General features: G+C 70.2%; 13 protein-coding genes and 1 pseudogene. 8 read left to right on the top strand and 6 right to left on the bottom strand.

Translation table 11 applies throughout. The annotated features are described in order from the left end of the window. Positions 1 to 2: 2 nt before the first annotated feature. Positions 3 to 1013 (top strand): amidohydrolase family protein, encoded by a 1011-nt coding sequence (locus ABTZ94_RS19865; protein ID WP_351202366.1) that lies wholly within the window; start codon positions 3 to 5, stop codon positions 1011 to 1013. Between the two features lie 496 nt (positions 1014 to 1509). Here ABTZ94_RS19865 and ABTZ94_RS19860 read toward each other — a convergent pair whose 3' ends face one another. From ABTZ94_RS19860 to ABTZ94_RS19850, 3 genes are all read right to left on the bottom strand, one after another. Beyond that, positions 1510 to 3330: an acyl-CoA dehydrogenase family protein gene (locus ABTZ94_RS19860; RefSeq protein WP_502967272.1), complete on the bottom strand. Its 1821-nt coding sequence runs from the start codon at positions 3328 to 3330 to the stop codon at positions 1510 to 1512. 188 nt (positions 3331 to 3518) lie between these two features. After that, entirely contained in the window at positions 3519 to 4475 is a 957-nt protein-coding gene (locus ABTZ94_RS19855; RefSeq protein ID WP_351202365.1) for a LysR substrate-binding domain-containing protein, read from the bottom strand. A gap of 88 nt (positions 4476 to 4563) precedes the next feature. Beyond that, positions 4564 to 6219, bottom strand: a complete 1656-nt coding sequence (locus ABTZ94_RS19850) for an FAD-binding dehydrogenase (RefSeq protein ID WP_351202364.1) — start codon at positions 6217 to 6219, stop codon at positions 4564 to 4566. 206 nt (positions 6220 to 6425) lie between these two features. On the opposite strand from ABTZ94_RS19850, the gene ABTZ94_RS19845 reads away from it, so the two are divergent. The 5 genes and pseudogenes from ABTZ94_RS19845 to ABTZ94_RS19825 all read left to right on the top strand — a co-directional run bounded on the left by ABTZ94_RS19845 (position 6426) and on the right by ABTZ94_RS19825 (position 8758). Next, the gene (locus ABTZ94_RS19845; protein WP_351202363.1) at positions 6426 to 7319 is read left to right on the top strand and encodes a DMT family transporter; all 894 of its coding nucleotides are present in this window, start codon (positions 6426 to 6428) and stop codon (positions 7317 to 7319) included. A gap of 21 nt (positions 7320 to 7340) precedes the next feature. Then, a pseudogene (locus ABTZ94_RS19840) lies at positions 7341 to 7454 on the top strand (SDR family oxidoreductase); the annotation flags it as partial. 33 nt (positions 7455 to 7487) lie between these two features. Continuing rightward, complete coding sequence (locus ABTZ94_RS19835; protein WP_351202362.1) at positions 7488 to 8009, top strand: NUDIX domain-containing protein; 522 nt, start codon at positions 7488 to 7490, stop codon at positions 8007 to 8009. A gap of 45 nt (positions 8010 to 8054) precedes the next feature. Further along, complete coding sequence (locus ABTZ94_RS19830; protein WP_351202361.1) at positions 8055 to 8450, top strand: YidH family protein; 396 nt, start codon at positions 8055 to 8057, stop codon at positions 8448 to 8450. Continuing rightward, positions 8447 to 8758 carry a DUF202 domain-containing protein gene (locus tag ABTZ94_RS19825; RefSeq protein ID WP_351202360.1) on the top strand — a complete coding sequence of 104 codons (312 nt, stop codon included), beginning with the start codon at positions 8447 to 8449 and terminating at the stop codon, positions 8756 to 8758. Before ABTZ94_RS19830 ends, ABTZ94_RS19825 begins: the two co-directional genes overlap by 4 nt. Positions 8759 to 8801: 43 nt before the next feature. Here the strand turns inward: ABTZ94_RS19825 and ABTZ94_RS19820 are convergent, their stop codons facing one another. Then, complete coding sequence (locus tag ABTZ94_RS19820) at positions 8802 to 9746, bottom strand: NADP-dependent oxidoreductase (RefSeq protein WP_351202359.1); 945 nt, start codon at positions 9744 to 9746, stop codon at positions 8802 to 8804. A gap of 170 nt (positions 9747 to 9916) precedes the next feature. Here ABTZ94_RS19820 and ABTZ94_RS19815 point away from each other — a divergent pair, with 170 nt between their 5' ends. Together ABTZ94_RS19815 and ABTZ94_RS19810 are read left to right on the top strand one after the other, a co-directional pair. After that, positions 9917 to 10939 (top strand): phosphotransferase family protein, encoded by a 1023-nt coding sequence (locus tag ABTZ94_RS19815; RefSeq protein WP_351202358.1) that lies wholly within the window; start codon positions 9917 to 9919, stop codon positions 10937 to 10939. 8 nt (positions 10940 to 10947) lie between these two features. Further along, entirely contained in the window at positions 10948 to 12174 is a 1227-nt protein-coding gene (locus ABTZ94_RS19810) for an acyl-CoA dehydrogenase family protein (protein WP_351202357.1), read from the top strand. 133 nt (positions 12175 to 12307) lie between these two features. On the opposite strand, the gene ABTZ94_RS19805 is transcribed toward ABTZ94_RS19810, so the two are convergent. Both ABTZ94_RS19805 and ABTZ94_RS19800 read right to left on the bottom strand, forming a co-directional pair. Continuing rightward, the gene (locus tag ABTZ94_RS19805) at positions 12308 to 16888 is read right to left on the bottom strand and encodes a HEAT repeat domain-containing protein (protein ID WP_351202380.1); all 4581 of its coding nucleotides are present in this window, start codon (positions 16886 to 16888) and stop codon (positions 12308 to 12310) included. A gap of 57 nt (positions 16889 to 16945) precedes the next feature. After that, positions 16946 to 17110 (bottom strand): hypothetical protein, encoded by a 165-nt coding sequence (locus ABTZ94_RS19800; protein WP_351202356.1) that lies wholly within the window; start codon positions 17108 to 17110, stop codon positions 16946 to 16948. Positions 17111 to 17519: the final 409 nt, after the last annotated feature.

Here is a 17519-nt window from a genome sequence, read left to right as displayed (position 1 = left end):
GCGTGGACCGCACGATCGACATCCATACGCATTACGTTCCGCGCGGCTGGCCGGATCTGACGGCCGAGGCCGGTCCTCAGGCGCCATGGCTGCGGATCGAGTCCGAGTCCGACGCCATGATCATGATGGGCTCCAAGGAGTTCCGCCGGATCCAGGCCGATGCCTGGGACGCCGATACACGGCTGCGGGACATGGACGCGGACGGTGTGCACCGCCAAGTGGTCTCCCCCACCCCGGCGTTCTTCACCTACGGTCGCAGCGGGGCGGAGGCGGCGAAGGTCTCGCGCATCTTCAACGACCTCGCGCTGGAGATTGTCGCCCCGGCGCCGGACCGGCTGATTCCGTTCTGCCAGGTGCCGTTGCAGGACCCCGACGCGGCCTGCCGGGAGCTGGAACGGAGCATCGCCAACGGGCACCGGGGGGTGGAGATCGGCAACCATGTCGGTGACCGCGACCTGGACAGCGAAGGCGTCGTGACCTTCCTCCAGCACTGTGCCTCGCTCGATGTGCCGGTGTTCGTGCACCCCTGGGACATGGCGAGTTCACCGCGACTGGACCGGTGGATGGCGCAGTGGCTCACGGCCATGCCCGCCGAGACCCATCTGTCGATCCTCGCCCTGATCCTGGGCGGCGTCTTCGACCGGATCGACGACCGGCTGAAGATCTGTTTCGCGCACGGCGGCGGGTCCTTCGCCTTCTGGCTCGGCCGGATGGAGAACGCCTGGCACGGCAGGCATGATGTCATCGGCACCTCGGAGCGCCCACCCTCGCACTATCTGGGCCGCTTCTACGTCGACTCGGTCGTCTTCGACGACCGTGCCCTGCGGCTCCTGGTCGATACGGTCGGCGCGGACCGGGTGATGGTGGGCAGCGACTACCCGTATCCGCTGGGGGAACGGCCGGTGGGTGAGGTGGTCCGCAAGAGCGCCTTCCTCGACGACCGCAGCCGTCGGCTGATCACGCACGGCAACGCGGAGCGCTTTCTGGGGCTGCCGGGGGCGGACACGCACTGATGTTCCGAGTCGGGGATTCTGTTCAGACAGCCGGCGAGGCGTTCGAGGATTTCGCCCGCGGTCCTGGTCCGGACCGCAGTGCCCACGCCTGCGGCGCGGCCCGACGCCGGGCCCACCCCTCGGGCGCGGCCCGTTCCTCGTCCGACAGTGTCGCCTCGGCCTTCGGCCGCCCCATCCGCGCCATTGAACAAGCCTGCACGTCCGAACAGAATTCCTGACTCAGAGACCTGAACCGCCGACACGGAACGCCCGAGGCACTGATGAGCAACCCGCGCTGCGACCGGTGGTTCCTCTTCCACACCCACCTGTCGTGCGCACGCCGCCGCGCGCACGGCGCCGAGGTCACACTTCCGAGAAACAGTGGCCGTCTCTCGGCCCCGAGCCGGCCAGGAACGACCGTCGCCGTACGCCGACGGCACGAACGTCTCCGTCCTCGTGACGCGCGTGGTCCCACGACGCGGTCACACAGTCGGCATTCCGCGCCGGCCGGAGGCTCTCACAAGGGCAGCGAGCTGCCTTCGTAGCCTTCAGGACGGTTGATGGGGTGATCGAGGAAAACCTCGTCCACGACGGCGAATCCGTTCGTGAGCGTCACGGCCTGGGGTGCGAGGTCTGCGACGACGCTCTCGGCCTCGTCGGGGAGCTGCCTCACCTGATCACTGGTCAGGTATCCCTCCGCGAGCAGGTCCCCACTGTGGGCCGCGACGCGACGCAGGGTGAACAGACGGTGCAGCGATCGTAGTTGGCGCTCCGCTTCAGGGTGATCAGCCTGGATGGCAGCGTCCAGAAGAGCTTGGGCAGCCTGGCGGTGTGCGTAGGCGTCGACCAGTTCCAGAGCCGGTGTGACGGTGGTGTTCCACCGGTTGAGAGGGTTGCCGGCCTTGCCGCTGCGCAGGCGTGTACGTGCACGCTGATGCCAGATGCGTTCGATGCCCGCCAAGAGGTCTTGAAGAAAGACCGGATCGTCGAGGTCGCGGTCCTCGGGCGGCGCATCATGGGACGCCTTCGGAGTGAAGTGGCCAAGAAGCATTTCGCCCGCAGCCTTGACCCAGATGACGAGGTTGTCGCCTTCCGCCGTGATGGTTCCCTCGTTGGCTGCCAGCTGTCCCGCGATTCCGTTGGCCAGGAAGAGCCCCTGCGCACCACAGCGTTCACGGCACTCAGTCATGACGGCGCGGGCTCGCCAGGTGATCCAGCCCTTGGCTATGGCCGCGAACCGCTCAGCGTTCTCCCGTTCCGACTCCGTTGCCTGCGCCCACTGCCGTACCGCGGCGCGGTGCAGGAGAGTCGCGGCGTAGGTGGTGGCGATGGCGTCGAGGAGTGGGGTGTGGTGACTGCGGTGAGCGAACAGCGGAACGCTGCCGCGGGCCGCCACGCCGGAAGTCTGCCTCGTGTGGGCGTGCCGTACGGCTACGGCGAGCGCGTGGCGCGTGACACCGAGGCTGTAGCCGCTCATGCAGAGCTTGCCGGCGGTGACTCGGCCGATGGAGCGCAGGAAGCGCTTGCGGGGGCTGCCGATCGAACTGGTGAAGACGCCTTCCGGTGTGAGGGATCCGTGGTCGGACTGCAGAAGCGCTTCCTGTGGCAGCCGGACATGGTCGAAGGAAGTAACACAGTGGTCGACGGCGGCGGTGGCTGTCTGTGGCAGCCTGCGTATCTCGACTCCTGGCATCGGGAGCCCGGCATCGTCGCTGAGTGGAGTAAGAAACAGGAAGACACCCCGGTCTTTGCCGTCCGTGATGAGGCGGGCGGCGACGACAGCGGTTTTGGGACCGCCGGTGGAGCTGGTGTTCGGCATGAACTTGCGGGCGGCCTCATGGGGAGTGTTCAGCACGAACTCGCCCGTGGTTCGTTCATACGTGGCGGTGGTCTCCAGTTGCGCGGCGCTGTTGCCGTGCCCGGCCTCCGTACACAGGAACGTTCCCGTACGCCGCAGCTCGGCGAACTCCCGCAGATCACGGTTCGGGCCCGATGTGTGGTCGAGGAGGCTGCCGAGGAAGAGGTTGTAGTGGATACTCGCCACTGTTCCCAGTCCCGCGTCCACCGGGCCGACCCATTCGTGGAGTGCCGCGAGTCGTTCCACGTCGACCACGAAGTCCTCGGGGCTGTCGAGTGCGTCGTTGATCAGGTGTAAACGTTCGTATGACAGCACGGCACGTTCATCGGGTGACAGCCCTTCCCTGAAGCGGAACGGCTCAGTACTGAACAGCTTGCGCCAGGGCTCGTGGAGTTGCTCCAGTTGTTCGCCGAAGAGGGCCCGCGTCAGCGCTGCAGCGGTTGAAGCTGCCTGGTCAGAGGGGAGCGAGGTGTTGATCACGCTTCGGAACGCTAGCTCATACGTTCGGTCATCATGGCGTGATGATCAACACGATTGAGATCATTCAAATGACGGTATTTGCTCGCTCCGAGGCGCGGGTAACCCGCTCAGGTCAGGGAATGTGTGAGGACACCCACCCGGGCGATGCCCGGTGATCCGGGAGCTGCTCTTCCAAGACGGAGCCGCCGTCAGCACCGCGGGGAGTCGTCGCCCTCCGCGCCCTGCGGGGCCATCGAGGCGGCGATGTCTTCCAGGCTCCGGATCAGCGCCTCGGCCGACGGGCCCAGTGCGCGAGCGGCCGACAGGGTCAGCCCGACGCTGTGGCCGATCGGGTCCAGCGGCACTGCCAGCCGGACGATCCGGGTGTCGTCCCGGGTGATCAGGCTCGGCAGTGCCGCGACGACATCGGTCTCCAGCAGGAGTTGGCGGACGGTCAGGAAGGACGTCGTCTCCACCCGGTTCATCGGCAGCGGCATCCCGTGCCGGGCGAAGAACTCCTCGATCTCACGCCGCAGCGCGGTCTCCGCCCCGGGCAGGATCCACGGATAGTGCGCCAGGTCCGAGAGCTCCACCGAGGTCTGCCCGGCGAGCGTGTGCGAGGCCCTGACCACGAGCTCGACCGACTCGTCGTAGAGCTTGCGGCGCACGGTCCGCTCGTCGGAGGGGACGGTGAGCCGGCCGACGATGAAGTCGATGCGGCCGGCCTCCAGTTCCAGGAGCAGCGCTTCCGGCGACGCCTCCCGGACGATCACCGTCAGGTAGGGGCGCTCCTTCTTGATCTCGGCGATGGCCCGCGGGAGGAGCACATTGGACCCGGCCAGATGGGTGCCGACGATGACCGTTCCGCGGTCGGCGTCGGCCAGCTCCACCACATGGCGGCCCGCCTGCGCCAACTGGGCCAGCACGGCCCGCGCATGCTCGGTGAAGGCCTCACCGAACACCGTGGCGGTGACGCCCCGGGGCCCGCGTTCGTACAGCGGGACGCCGAGGATGTCCTCCAGCTCATGCAGGCTGCGGGTGGCGGCCGGCTGGGTCACATGCAGTTCCGCGGCGGCGCCGACGACGCTTCCCTGCCGGGAGAGCGCGTCGACGAGGACCAGGTGGCGGAACTTCAGCCGACCGTCGAGCAGACGCGGGATCTTCACTCCACGACTCTATCCGCGCCAGGTCGACCCGCCCCGGACGGGCCCGGGGCGGATCTGGAAGACCGGAACTCCAAGGGGGGTGTGTGCCCTACCCCACCGCCTGCGCCGCCGCCCGGCCCGCCGCCCGGCCGGAGAAGATGCAGCCGCCGAGGAAGGTCCCTTCCAGCGAGCGGTAGCCGTGCACCCCGCCACCGCCGAAACCCGCCGCCTCCCCCGCCGCGTACACACCGGACAGGGGTGTGCCGTCCTCGGTGAGCACCCGGGAGGACAGGTCCGTCTCCAGTCCGCCGAGCGACTTGCGGGTCAGAATGTTCAGCCGTACGGCGATCAGCGGGCCGGCCTTGGGGTCGAGGATGCGGTGCGGCGGAGCCGTACGGATCAGCTTGTCGCCGAGATAGGCACGAGCCCCGCGGAGCGCGGTGATCTGGAGGTCCTTGGTGAAGGGGTTGGCGATCTCACGATCGCGTGCGGTGATCTCGCGGCGCAGTTCGGCCTCGTCGATCAGCGGCTCGTCGGTGAGCGCGTTCATGCCGCGGACCAGTGCGGCGAGGTCCTTCTCGACGACGAAGTCCACCCCGTTGTCCATGAAGGCCTTCACCGGGGCCGGTACGTCCGCGCGGGCCCGGCCGATCACGTCGCGGATCGACTTTCCGGTCAGATCGGGGTTCTGCTCGGAGCCGGAGAGCGCGAACTCCTTGCCGATGATCTTCTGGTCGAGGACGAACCAGGTGTAGTCGTGGCCGGACTTCATGATGTGTTCGAGGGTGCCGAGGGTGTCGAAGCCCGGGAAGAGCGGGACCGGCAGCCGCTTGCCGCGTGCGTCCAGCCAGAGGGAGGACGGTCCCGGCAGGATGCGGATGCCGTGCTTGGCCCAGATCGGGTTCCAGTTCTCGATGCCCTCGGTGTAGTGCCACATCCGGTCGCGGTTGATGTGGTGGGCGCCCGCCTCCTCTGTGATGCCGAGCATGAGTCCGTCGACATGGGCGGGGACGCCGGAGAGCATCTTCGCGGGCGGGGTGCCGAGCCGCGGGGGCCACTGCTTGCGTACAAGGTCGTGGTTGCCGCCGATGCCGCCGGAGGTGACGATCACCGCTTGGGCCTTCAGCTCGAAAGTACCGGTCGTCACCCGGCTGCTCGCGGTGCCGCGGGCGGCCGCGCTCGGCTCCAGGATCTCGCCGGTCACCGTGTCGACGGCGCCCGCGGTGCGGCCGAGGCCGGTGACCCGGTGGCGGAACTTCAGCTGGACGAGGCCCTTGGCGACGCCCGCGCGGACCCGGCGCTCGAAGGGGGCGACGATGCCGGGGCCGGTGCCCCAGGTGATGTGGAAGCGGGGTACGGAGTTGCCGTGGCCGTTCGCGTCGTAGCCGCCGCGCTCCGCCCAGCCGACGACGGGGAAGAGCCGCAGCCCCTGGGCGTGCAGCCAGGAGCGCTTCTCACCGGCCGCGAACTCGACGTACGCCTCGGCCCACTTCCGTGGCCAGCGGTCCTCCTTGCGGTCGAAGCCCGCCGTGCCGAGCCAGTCCTGGAGGGCCAGCTCATGGCTGTCCTTGATCCGCATCCGGCGCTGCTCGGGCGAGTCGACGAGGAAGAGACCGCCGAAGGACCAGTGCGCCTGGCCGCCGATCGACTGTTCGGGCTCCTGGTCGAGCAGGATCACCGAGCGGCCCGCGTCGACCAGCTCGGCCGTGGCCACCAGACCGGCGAGCCCCGCCCCGATAACGATCACATCAGCGTCGTACGCCATGGGTTCCATCCTTGTCGGGGCGATCCGGTCACGGCCACGGTGACGGTCCGGCGCGCCCGCGCCGGAAGTTACTCGTGCGTCAGATCCTCTGCACCAGCCGCCACGGCGTCAACCGCCCTGTCGGCGGCACTCCGGCCGCACCCTGGGGGCACAGGCGCTATCGTCGAAACAAATCACCCACTTCTGGCCTGACTTGAGGTAGAAGCGTGTCGGTGCTGGTCCTCGTGCTCGCCGTGAGTGCCGCCTGCTGTCTGGGGTTCGGATTCGTCCTCCAGCAGGCCGCCGCTTCGCACGCCCCGAGGAGCGACTATCTCTCCCCCCGGCTGCTGCTGGACCTGATGCGGGTGCCGAGCTGGCTGGCCGGGATCGGGCTGATGGTCTGCGGCATGGTTCTGGGCGCCCTGGCCCTGGGCAAGGGCGAGGTGTCCGTCGTCGAACCCCTGCTCTCGACCAATCTGCTGTTCGCAATGGCCCTGTCACGCCATCGCACCGGGCAGCGGCTCGGCCGGCAGGGCTGGTCCGGGCTCTGGCTGCTGGCCGGCGGAGTCGCCGCCTTTCTGCTGGCGGGCCAGCCGCAGGGCGGCGAGGCGGTGACCAGTCCGCTGCGGCACTGGCTGGTGGTCGGCGTGGTCGTGGGCGCCGCCCTGATGCTCACCACCTTCGCCAAGCGCATGCAGTCCGGGGTCGCGCCGGCGCTGCTCGCGGTGGCGGCCGGACTGCTGTACGGACTTCAGGACGCCCTGACCCGGGTCAGTGGGCAGCGGTTGTCCGACGGGGGCTGGGCGGTACTGGTGACGTCGTGGCAGCCGTACGCGGTGGTGGTGCTGGGGGTGACTGGACTGGTCCTGGTGCAGAGCGCGTTCGAGACGGGGCCGCTACGGGTCACGCTGCCCCCGCTGACCGCGTCCCAGCCGCTGGCCGGGATCGCCTGCGGGGTCGGCTTCCTCGGCGACCAGCTGCGTACCGACACCGGCGCACTGGCCTGGCAGGCGGCCGGGCTCGTGGCGATCGTCGTCGGGATCGTGCTGCTGGGACTGCATCCGGCGATGCCGGAGGGGCCCGTGGGCGGGCGCCGGGAAAAGAGCCTCCAGCCGAACTGAGCGGCGTCCGTCCGGTCACAGGGGGCGGTCGTCTTCCTGCTCTCGGATGCCGCCTCGTACATCACCGGCGCCGAACCGGCCGTGGACGGCGGCTGGACCACCGGCCCGACGGTCAAGTACGTCAGGGGCCGGTGATCACTGCCGGTGGCCTGGTGTTGGATGAAAGACATGACTCCTTCCGACGAGATCCTGGACATCGTCGACGAGAACGACGTGGTCGTGGGGCAGGCCCCACGCGGTGAGGCGACCGCGCGGGGCCTGCGCCATCGCTGCGTCTTCGTCGAGGCCAGGGATGCCGGGGGCCGGCTCTTCGTGCACCGCAGGACCCCCACCAAGCTGGTCTTCCCGTCCCGCTACGACATGTTCGTCGGCGGGGTGGTCGGGGCCGGTGAGTCCTACGACGAGGCGGCGCTGCGGGAGGCCGAGGAGGAGCTGGGAGTCTCCGGGCTCCCCCGCCCCGAGCCGCTGTTCAAGTTCCTCTACGAGAGCGCCGAGCACTCCTGGTGGAGTTACGTCTACCAGGTACGTTGCGAGCTGCCGGTGAACCCGCAGGTGGAGGAGGTCGCCTGGCACACCTTCCTCACCGATGCGGAGCTGGAGCGGCGGCTCGGCGACTGGGAGTGGGTGCCGGACGGCCTGGAGACGTACCAGCGGCTGCTGGCCTTCCGGGCGGGCGGGGCGGCCTTCTGAGTCCGGCCCGGTGATCGTCGACAAAGCGACAGATGAGGTTCACGCGTGAACGAATTCGTGCAGGGCCTGCGGCTGTGGTTCGCGCCGCAGCGCATCCGCGAAGAGGGCGACACCCCCGACTACCGTTTCTCGCTCGCCAATGAGCGGACCTTCCTCGCCTGGATCCGGACGGCCCTGGCACTGATCGGCGGCGGTTTCGCGGTCGACCAGTTCCTGCCGGAGCTGGCGTGGGGCATCCGCGCGGCTCTGGCGCTCGCGCTGCTCGCGGCCGGTGTGCTGTGTGCGCTGCGGGCGATCAATCACTGGATGCGGTGCGAGCGGGCGATGCGGCGCGGGGAAGACCTTCCGGTCTCCCGGTTCCCGGCGCTGCTCGGTCTCGCCGTCGGCGTCGTCGCCATTGCGATGGTGGTGGTGGTTCTCTTCGGCTGGGAGGGCCGGTGACCTCCGCCGGGCGCGACCCCGGTCTGCAGCCCGAGCGGACGAGGCTGGCCTGGCGGCGTACGACCCTGTCCTGCACGGTGGTGGTGCTGCTGGCAGTCAAGCAGGCGCTGCACCATGGTGCGACCCCGGCCGGAATCGTTGCGGTGTCACTGAGCCTGCTGGTCTGGCTGGCTTTCCTGGGGGTGGCGCACCGGCGGGTGCTCGGGATGAACACCGCGCAGCCGCAGCCGCTCTCGCCACGGGGTGCGCTGACCGCGGCGGCGTGCACGATCGCGCTCGCGGTATTCGCCTCGGCCATGCTGTTCTGATGCGGGCGTGCCGTTCTGATTCCCCGTTCCGGCACCGGGCCCGTCAGATGTCCGGGGTGTCCCAGGGGACGGTGACGACGATCTTTCCGCGGGTGCGTCCCTGCTCGTTCAGCCGGTAGGCGTCCGCGGCCTGTTCCAGCGGGAAGACCCGGTCCACATGGACCGTGACGATGCCCTGCTCGGCCAGTTCGGCCAGGTGGGCGAGGTCCTTGGCGTCCGGGCGCACGAAGGCGTAGCGGCCGCCGTACGAGAAGACCTCGCCGTCCGCGATGGAGGCCAGCCGGCCCCCGGGCTTCAGCACTTCGGCGCAGACGCGGAGCGCCTCCCCGCCGACGGTGTCGAAAGCGGCGTCGACACCGTCCGGGGCCAGCTCCCGCAGCCGGTCGGCAAGGCCGTCCCCGTAGGCCACCGGCTCCCCGCCGAGCCGGCGCACATGATCGTGGTTGGGTTCACTCGCGGTGCCGATGACCCGGGCGCCCGCATGGCCGGCGAGCTGGACGGCGAACGAGCCCACGCCGCCCGCCGCCGCGTGGACGAGGACCGTCTCGCCGCCCTGGATCTTCAGTGTGCGGTGCAGCACCTGGTACGCGGTGAGGCCGGCCAGTGGCAGCCCCGCGGCCTCCTCGAAGCTGAGGCTCAGCGGCTTGCGGGCGAGGGTGCGCACGGGTGCGGCGACGTACTCGGCGAACGTACCGCGGCAGAGAAAGTCTTCCCGCACATAGCCGATGACCTCGTCACCGACCACGAATTCGTCGACGGCGACACCGGGCTGCACCACGACGCCGGACACGTCCCAGCCGGGGATCACCGGGAACACGGCCACCAGACCGGCGTCGAGGTAACCCTCGCGGGCCTTCCAGTCGACCGGGTTGACCGCCGCGGCCCGCACCTTCACCAGGACGGTGTCGGGGCCGACCTTGGGGTCGGGCCGTTCCCCGTACTCCAGGACGTCGGCCCCGCCGTACCTGCTGTAGCTGATCGCCTTCATGTACCGACCCTCGGTGCGGGCGGGGGCCCCCGCAACTCAGGCCGTGGCCGCTCCAGGGAGCGGTTCCGTCACCAGCGCGGGACACACCGGATTCCGGAAGTTCACTGGACGACATACCGACTGGTCGGCATCATGAACACCGACCATCTTTCACCCCGGAGGTGCGCACGATGAGCCCAGTCCACCCGCCAGGTCTCGACCTCGTCCGGCTGCGCGGATATCTCGACCGCGAGCGGCCGGGCCTGGTGAACGGACCGCTCGAAGCCCGGCTCATCGAGGGCGGCCGCTCAAATCTGACGTACATCGTCACAAGCGGCACCGGCCGCTGGGTCGTGCGCAGGCCCCCGCTGGGTCATGTGCTGGCCACCGCACACGACATGAAGCGCGAGCACCGGGTGATCAGCGCCCTGCACCCGACGGCCGTTCCGGTACCCGAACCGGTGCTGCTCTGCGAGGACGACTCGGTGATCGGGTCGCCCTTCTACGTCATGGAGTACATCGAGGGCACCCCGTACCGCACGGCCGAGCAGCTCGCCCCACTGGGCGCCGAACGCACCCGGGAGGCCGTCCTCGGTCTCGTCGACACGCTCGTCGAACTGCACGCCGTGGACCCCGAGCCCGTCGGGCTCGGCGACTTCGGGCGCCCCGAGGGCTTCCTCGACCGGCAGCTGCGCCGCTGGGGCAAGCAGCTGGACGCCTCCCGCAACCGCGAACTGCCCGGCATCGACGAACTGCACGCGGCGCTCGGCCGTGAGCTGCCCGCCTCCCCCGCGCCCACCGTCGTACACGGCGACTACCGCCTGGACAACGTCCTGATCGGCTCCGACGACCGGATCAAGGCCGTTCTCGACTGGGAGATGTCGACGCTCGGCGACCCGCTGACCGACCTCGGCCTGCTGGTGATGTACAGCTCCGATCTCGGTCTGCCGAAGTCCCCCGTCTCCACCACCAGTGGCGCGGCCGGCCACCCCACCCCCGCCGAACTGATCGAGCGCTATGCCGCACGCTCCGGCCGGGACACCACCGCCATCTCCTGGTACACGGCGTTCGCCTGGTTCAAGCTCGCCGTGATCCTGGAGGGCATCCACTACCGCTACACCCTGGGCCGGACCGTCGGCGCCGGCTTCGACCGCATCGGCGATCTCGTCCCCGTCTTCATCGAGCACGGCCTCACCACCCTCCAGGAAGGCTGATCACCCCCATGGACTTCGCATTCGACGCCCGTACCGAAGAGCTGCGCGGCAAGCTGCTCACCTTCATGGACCAGCATGTCTACCCGGCCGAGAAGATCGCGGACGAACAGCGCGCGCTCCTGGCCTCCCCGTGGGACACCCCGCAGATCATCGAGGACCTGAAGGCCGAGGCGCGGCGCCAGAGGCTGTGGAACCTCTTCCTTCCCGATGCGGAGTACGGCGCCGGGCTGACCAACCTCCAGTACGCACCGCTCGCCGAAATCACCGGCCGTTCCCCGCAGTTGGCGCCGACCGCACTGAACTGCGCGGCGCCGGACACCGGGAACATGGAGGTGCTCTTCCAGTTCGCCACGGACGAGCAGAAGAAGCAGTGGCTGGAGCCGCTGCTCGCCGGGGAGATCCGCTCGGCGTTCGCGATGACCGAGCCCGAGGTGGCCTCGTCGGACGCGACGAACATCGAGACGCGCATCGTGCGGGAGGGTGACAACTACGTCATCAACGGCCGCAAGTGGTACATCTCCGGGGCGATGAACCCGGACTGTCAGATCTTCATCGTGATGGGCAAGACAGCGACCGCCGATGGCCCTGACGGCGCCGACGTCCGCCGCCAGCAGTCGATGATCCTGGTCCCGCGCGACACCCCCGGTCTCGAAGTGCGGCGCGCCATGCAGGTGTACGGCTACGAGGACCACTCCCACGGCGGTCACGCCGAGGTCGTCTTCACGGACGTACGGGTACCTGCCGCGAATCTGATCGGCGAGGAGGGTGGTGGCTTCGCCATCGCCCAGGCACGTCTGGGGCCGGGCCGCATCCACCACTGCATGCGGCTGATCGGCATGGCCGAGCGGGCGATCGAGCTGATGTGCAGGCGGGCGGTGTCCCGTACGGCCTTCGGCAAGCCGCTCGCCCAGCAGGGCGTCGTACAGAACTGGATCGCGGACGCGCGGGTCACGGTGGAGCAGCTGCGGCTGCTGGTGCTGAAGACGGCGTGGCTGATGGACACGGTGGGCAACCGGGGTGCGCACACGGAGATCCAGTCCATCAAGATCGCCACCCCGCGCGCGGTGGTCGGCATCCTCGACCAGGCGGTGCAGCTGCACGGTGCGGGTGGCGTCAGCCAGGACTTCCCGCTGGCCGAACTGTGGGCGACGGCACGGACGTTGCGGCTGGCGGACGGGCCGGACGAGGTGCATCAGCGGTCGTTGGCTCGGCGGGAGATCAAGCGGTACGTGTAGGCGGTGGCCCGGGCGGGGGTGAGTGCGGGGCCCGCCCGGTTGCCGTTTGTTCGTCCTCAATCGCCGGACGGGTTTGAGTTGTTGCCGGACGGCTTCGGTTGTTGGCGGATGTGCTTGGCGTCGGCGGTGGTGGTCAGTCGGTTGCCCTGATCCGGTCGAGTACGGACGTGTAGAGGAAGCGCTTGTCGGGGCGGGCGTGGGCGGCGGCTCGGCGGAGGGCGGGGATCGCAGCCTCGCTCATCCCGATGAGTCCCTCGGCCGCCGTCCTGCGCACGACGGGATGCGAGTGCGCGAGCAGTCCGGTCACGGCGGGGATCGCGGGTTCCCAGCCTGCGTGGCAGAGCGTGCGGATCGCCGAACGTGTCACGTCAGGCCGGGGGTCGTCCAGCAGGAGCATGGTGTGGCTCAGATAGGTGCCCCGGTCCAGCATCGTCCGCGAGGTCCGGTGGGCTCGCAAGCGGACCTTGGCCCGGGGATGATTCAGCAACTCACCGATCAGGTCGCGCAGTCCGGGGTCCTGGTCCGTGTCCGGGCCGAAGTGGGTCTCGGCCAGTTCTGTGAGTGCCCGGCATATCTGTTCCGGGGTGCCGGTTCGGGCCAGGTCCAGCAGTTCCTGCCGGGACGGTCGGTGCGAAGCTCCGCCGGGTGCGGCAGGGGTACGGTCACGGAGCGCTGCCAGCGCCGCTGCGTCCTGCTGTACGGCGTCCGGGCCGCGCAGCGGACCCTCTACGAGAAGAAGCCGGTCCGCGATGTCGTCGCGTCCTTCGGCGCGCAGCCGTCGACACGTGCGCGTCAGCGCGGGGGTGCGCAGGAGCCGGCGGTCGAGGAGCAGATCGAGGAAGCCCCAGGCCCCGGCGGCGAGGCGGTCGCCCAGAACCTGGGCGAGCGCATCGGCGGGGTAGTTGCGCAACGCTTCACCGACTGCCGGACCGGCGGCGGGCGGGGTGTGTTCCCACCACTCCAGCAACAGCGGCACCAGCGGTTCCAGTGACCACGGGGAGAGCTTCGAGGCCGCGAGAGCCACCCTGTCGTGCAAGACGTCCTCGCTCCGGAGTTCCGTCTCGTCGAGGGTGCGCAGTGCACGGGCCAGGTCCACGCCGATGGGTATGCCGATGTGCCCGCGGAGATATGCGCGAAGCACCGGCAGCCGGGCCTCGGGCTCGGGCCACTTCGCCAGCGCCAGGGCAGCGGTCTCCCTGCGGTCCGCGGCGGTTGACCCCAGCATGTCCAGCAGGCGCTCTCTCAGGGCCGTCGAACGGGGCTGGTCGAGGTCGTCGATGCGTACGTGCCGGGGCGGCGGCGTCGGTGCCTGGGCGGTCTCGGTGATGGTCCAGGGCGGTGCGTCGAGGGGCTGAAGAAGCGTCATCCAGTCGAGCAGGGCGGCCCCAACCTCGGGGTCCGTGCCGTGGTGGACCTCGATCAGTGCGGTCAGCCGGTCCCGCGAGCCGACCCTGCCGTCGTCCTGTCGGCTGAACTCCTCCAACGTGCCCGGTGCGCGCACCGCGTCGGCCAGCGCCGCCCGCCATGCCCGGGTCTCGGCGGACATGGGTGCCGCGGTGGGCTCCGGGGCTGCGAACGCCTCCCTCAGCACGGCGGCCTGGGCCTGCCAGGGGTCGGCGCCGAGCCGGGCCGACGCGAGTGCCTGATCGAGGTCGGCGCGGACCAGCACCGCGCCGAGGCTGCGCAGCAGCGTCAGCGTGGACCGGCTCGGCGTCGTGGGTGCGGGACGCAGTGCCCGTACCGCGGCGGCAACGGCCGGCCTGCCGGCCGCAGTCAGCATCGGTGCGACCGCTTCGAGTACCGCGATCAGGTCGTGCCGGTCCTCGTCCCGGGCATTGACGAGCGTGTCGAGCAGGACCGAGATGGACCGGGCGAACGTCGTCAGTTCCCCGGCCGCCCAGGGTGCGGAGCAGATGCGCAGCGCGAACCGCACCACCCTGTCCCGGACCGCAGGCCGCGAGCCGGCCAGCCGGAGCCAGTCGGCGAGCATCGGCCGCAGCTCGGATCGCCGGTCGGGGTGAAGCGGCGCGTCCCTCTCGGCGACGCGCAGCGCGACCGAGGGATTCCAGCCCCCGGCCGCCAGCGACCTGATGTCGCGGTCCGTCGCACCGTCCACCGATGACCCCTGGGCCACGGCCGATGCGGTGATGCCGTGCCTGGCCAGCGGTATCGCCAGATCCTTCACGTCCCCGGAGGCCAGAGAGACCCGGCCGTCCGCCACCAGGGAGACCAGGGTGGCCGCCACCGGCGACGCCTGGTCATCCAGTGCGAGGACCGAGCGAGCGCCGAGGGCGCCGTCGAGGCCCTCCAGCAGCAGTTCGCGGGTACGGCCGTCCCGGCTGTGCTCGGCGGCGGCGAGAAGCGTCGCCGCGTAGGCGTCGCCGAGGACGGCGCGCAGGGCCGCGACGAGCGTGCTGCGCAGCCCGGGGTTGTCGTGGTGCCCGAGCCAGAAGAGCAGCTTGGGCAGCGCCGCCGGTGTGCCCGCACGGACCAGCACCTCGGCGGCGGTCTTCTTGATGTTCATGTTCGGATGGTCGAGACATGCGGCGATCGCGGTGCACGCCCAGTGGGCCTGTGCGTGGCCCAGTGCGAGGAGGGTCTGCCGGACGGTCTGGATGTCCTGGGCGGTGGTCAGCGCGATCAAGGTCGCCGACAACGCCTGTGCGTCCTCGCCCGTGGCGTCCCGGGCGAGCAGGGCGATGACATGTTTGCGTACGTGCCGGTCGCGGTGGCGCAGCAGCCGGTGCACCTGGGCGCGGGTGCCCGTCCAGGGGGCGCGGAGCAGCAGTTCGAGCAGGATCGCCTGCTCACGGTCGGACAGTCCGGGCCGGTCCAGCAGTTCCAGTGCCATCGTCGCGACGAGTGCGTGGCCTGCCTCTTGCGCGTCTGCTGCGTCGAGCAGGCAGACCGGCCGGGTCGCGCCCCGCTCGTGGAGCCGGCGGCCCAGGGCGTGCACGGCGTCCAGGACTTCTTGGGGCACCACGGGCTCACCGCCCTGCTGTCCGTGTTGTCCGTGTTCCCACTCCTGCGACGCCGCCTGGTCGGCCACGATGCGCAGCAGCAGGTCGGCGATGACCGGCAGTGTGCCGGCGTGGCCGTGGGCCGCGAGACGGCACAGCGCCGCCACCGGCTCGTCCGGGTTCAGATGGGAACTCAGCAGGGCCAGTTCCCGCTCGTCCGGGCCACCGAGGTCCGCTGAGATGCGCGCCGGCAGGTCGACGGGGTCGAGCCGTACGAGCAGGGCGCGCCGGAGCGCCGGATCGCGGTTCAGCTGCCACAGCACTTCGAGGGCGCGGTTCCGTACGCCGTACAGGTGAGGCGCGATCGCGTCCCCGGGGAAGCCCAGCCCTTCTCGCAGGGCCAGTACCGTCTGCTGCCCGCCGATGGCCTCCAGGGCGTCCAGGGCAGCGGCGGGCGCCGAGGGCAGCAGAGAGATCACGGCGTCTTCGGCATCCGCATGGCGCAGCTCACGGATCGCGTCGAGGAACGGACCGGGGGCGGGAGCCGAAGGAAGTGCGCGTGTGATCGCGTCCCCGATCGGAAGCTCGTCCGCTCCCTGCCCGGCCAGGGCCACCAGCAGGGCGAGCCGTCGCGCCCGGCTCGGATCGTCGGCGGCCGTACCCGTCAGTTCCCGGAACATCTCCTTCCGGCAGGTGAACAGGATCGTTGCGATCTCACTGGGCGGAATCGAGTGATCGGCCAGGGCCAGGCCGATGACGGCCGGGACGTCCGCGCCGTCCACGAAGTGTCCGCGCCGGTGGAGACCGCGCAGGCACATCATCGTCGGCCCGCCGAACAGCAGCGGATCGCGTGCGGCGACGGCCGTGAGTTCACCGATGTCGTCGCGGTCCGCCAGGTCACCGAGCAGTTCCATTCCCCGTCGGCGAAGGCCCGGCGGAAGATCCGGATCGCCGGTGATCTGCCGCAGCAGGTCCTTGTGACCGTGGCGGGCGGCGGCCGCGAGGGCAGCATCGGCCACCGCGGGCCTCTCCCCCGCCGAACCCGCGGCGAGAAACGGAGAGATGCACCCGGGCGCAAGCGGCTCCATCGCCGCCCACGGCTCGGCAAGTTCTGCCAGCACGTCGGCGACGACCCTGTCGCTTTCGGCGCCGAGCAGACCGATCAGGTCTTCGCGGACCAGTGCGGGAGCCAGCAGTCCGGCGTGCAGCCCCTGCCGCGCGAGCCGAAGCGCCTCGGCCTGCAGCACGGGGTCGCCGCTGCCCGCCAGCTCGTCCACGAGTTGCGCCGGCCGATGCGCACCGCTGATGTCCGTCTCCCGCACGGCCTGGTAGAGGAGCTCACCCGGGGCTTCGTCACGGATCACCGCCGGCTCGTCGAGGAGTTCGGTGCGCAACCACGCGATCCTCACCCGTACCGGCAGCCCGGCCGTGCGCCATGACGGGCGGGGGCGGCCCCGGAGACGGGGGCCGAGTCTCTCGTAGAGCCCCGCCAGGAGGAGGTCCGCCTCCGGCGGCCCCATCAGCGATACGGGCAGCAGCCCGGCGAGTTCGGCCGTTTCGCCGTCGTCGGACGGGCGGCCCGCTGTCACTCGCTCGGTGAGCAGGACCAGCCCCAGATGACGCAAGGTGGGGTCTTCGTGCCGGATCAGACGTCCGAGGACTGCCGGTGGGCAGTCCTGCGCGTCCAGGAGCCCGGACAGCCGTCCGGCGTCGGCTCGGCGTACGGCATCGTGGAACGGTTCGTCGGCCGGCATCTTCACCGTCGGATGCTAACCGGGGCGCTCCGGCTCCACCAACGGGATTCGCCCCCGTCAATAGCCGCCGAACGGCACATGGTCCGCCAGCGCCAGGTCGCGGGCGAAGGCCCTCACACGCAACAGGCACCGGGCGACGAGGCGGACGGCCGGTGAGTGGCGCGGGCCGTATGCCGCGGCCCAGAGTGCGGGAACGCGCGCGGATGGCTGGATATGAGTCATATATCCAGCTTCGCCCCGTGCCGGCGGTCGGTCCAACAGATGGTTGAGGCCGACCGGCACACGGGAGGGCGGGTATACTACCGGCTCCCGCCGGGGGTGCAGATCTCGCTCCGTGAGGCGACGGCGCCGGAACTGATCGCGGGGTACGGGCCCTGTGGCGTCACTCGGATCCGGCTGCTCGTCGATCACGTACGGGCCGGGATCGGCGTGGCGGTCGTGCCGCGGCGGATCGGTGAGGACGCGGGGCTGCCGTGTGTGAGCATCCACCGGCCGGAGCCCTCCCGGACGGTGGCCCTTACGGGGCGGGTGCCCTCTAGTACTGCAACCGCATGTGGGGGTCATGGCCTCGGCGTTGGTAGTGGCAGCGGCGGGCTCGGGCTTGGCTGCGGCGTCGGAAGTGTGACCAGCG

The organism is Streptomyces sp. NPDC002785 (genome assembly GCF_040295565.1).
Taxonomy (GTDB): domain Bacteria; phylum Actinomycetota; class Actinomycetes; order Streptomycetales; family Streptomycetaceae; genus Streptomyces.
Note: the sequence above shows the minus strand (reverse complement) of the source record. Positions and strands in the feature narration are given on the sequence as shown.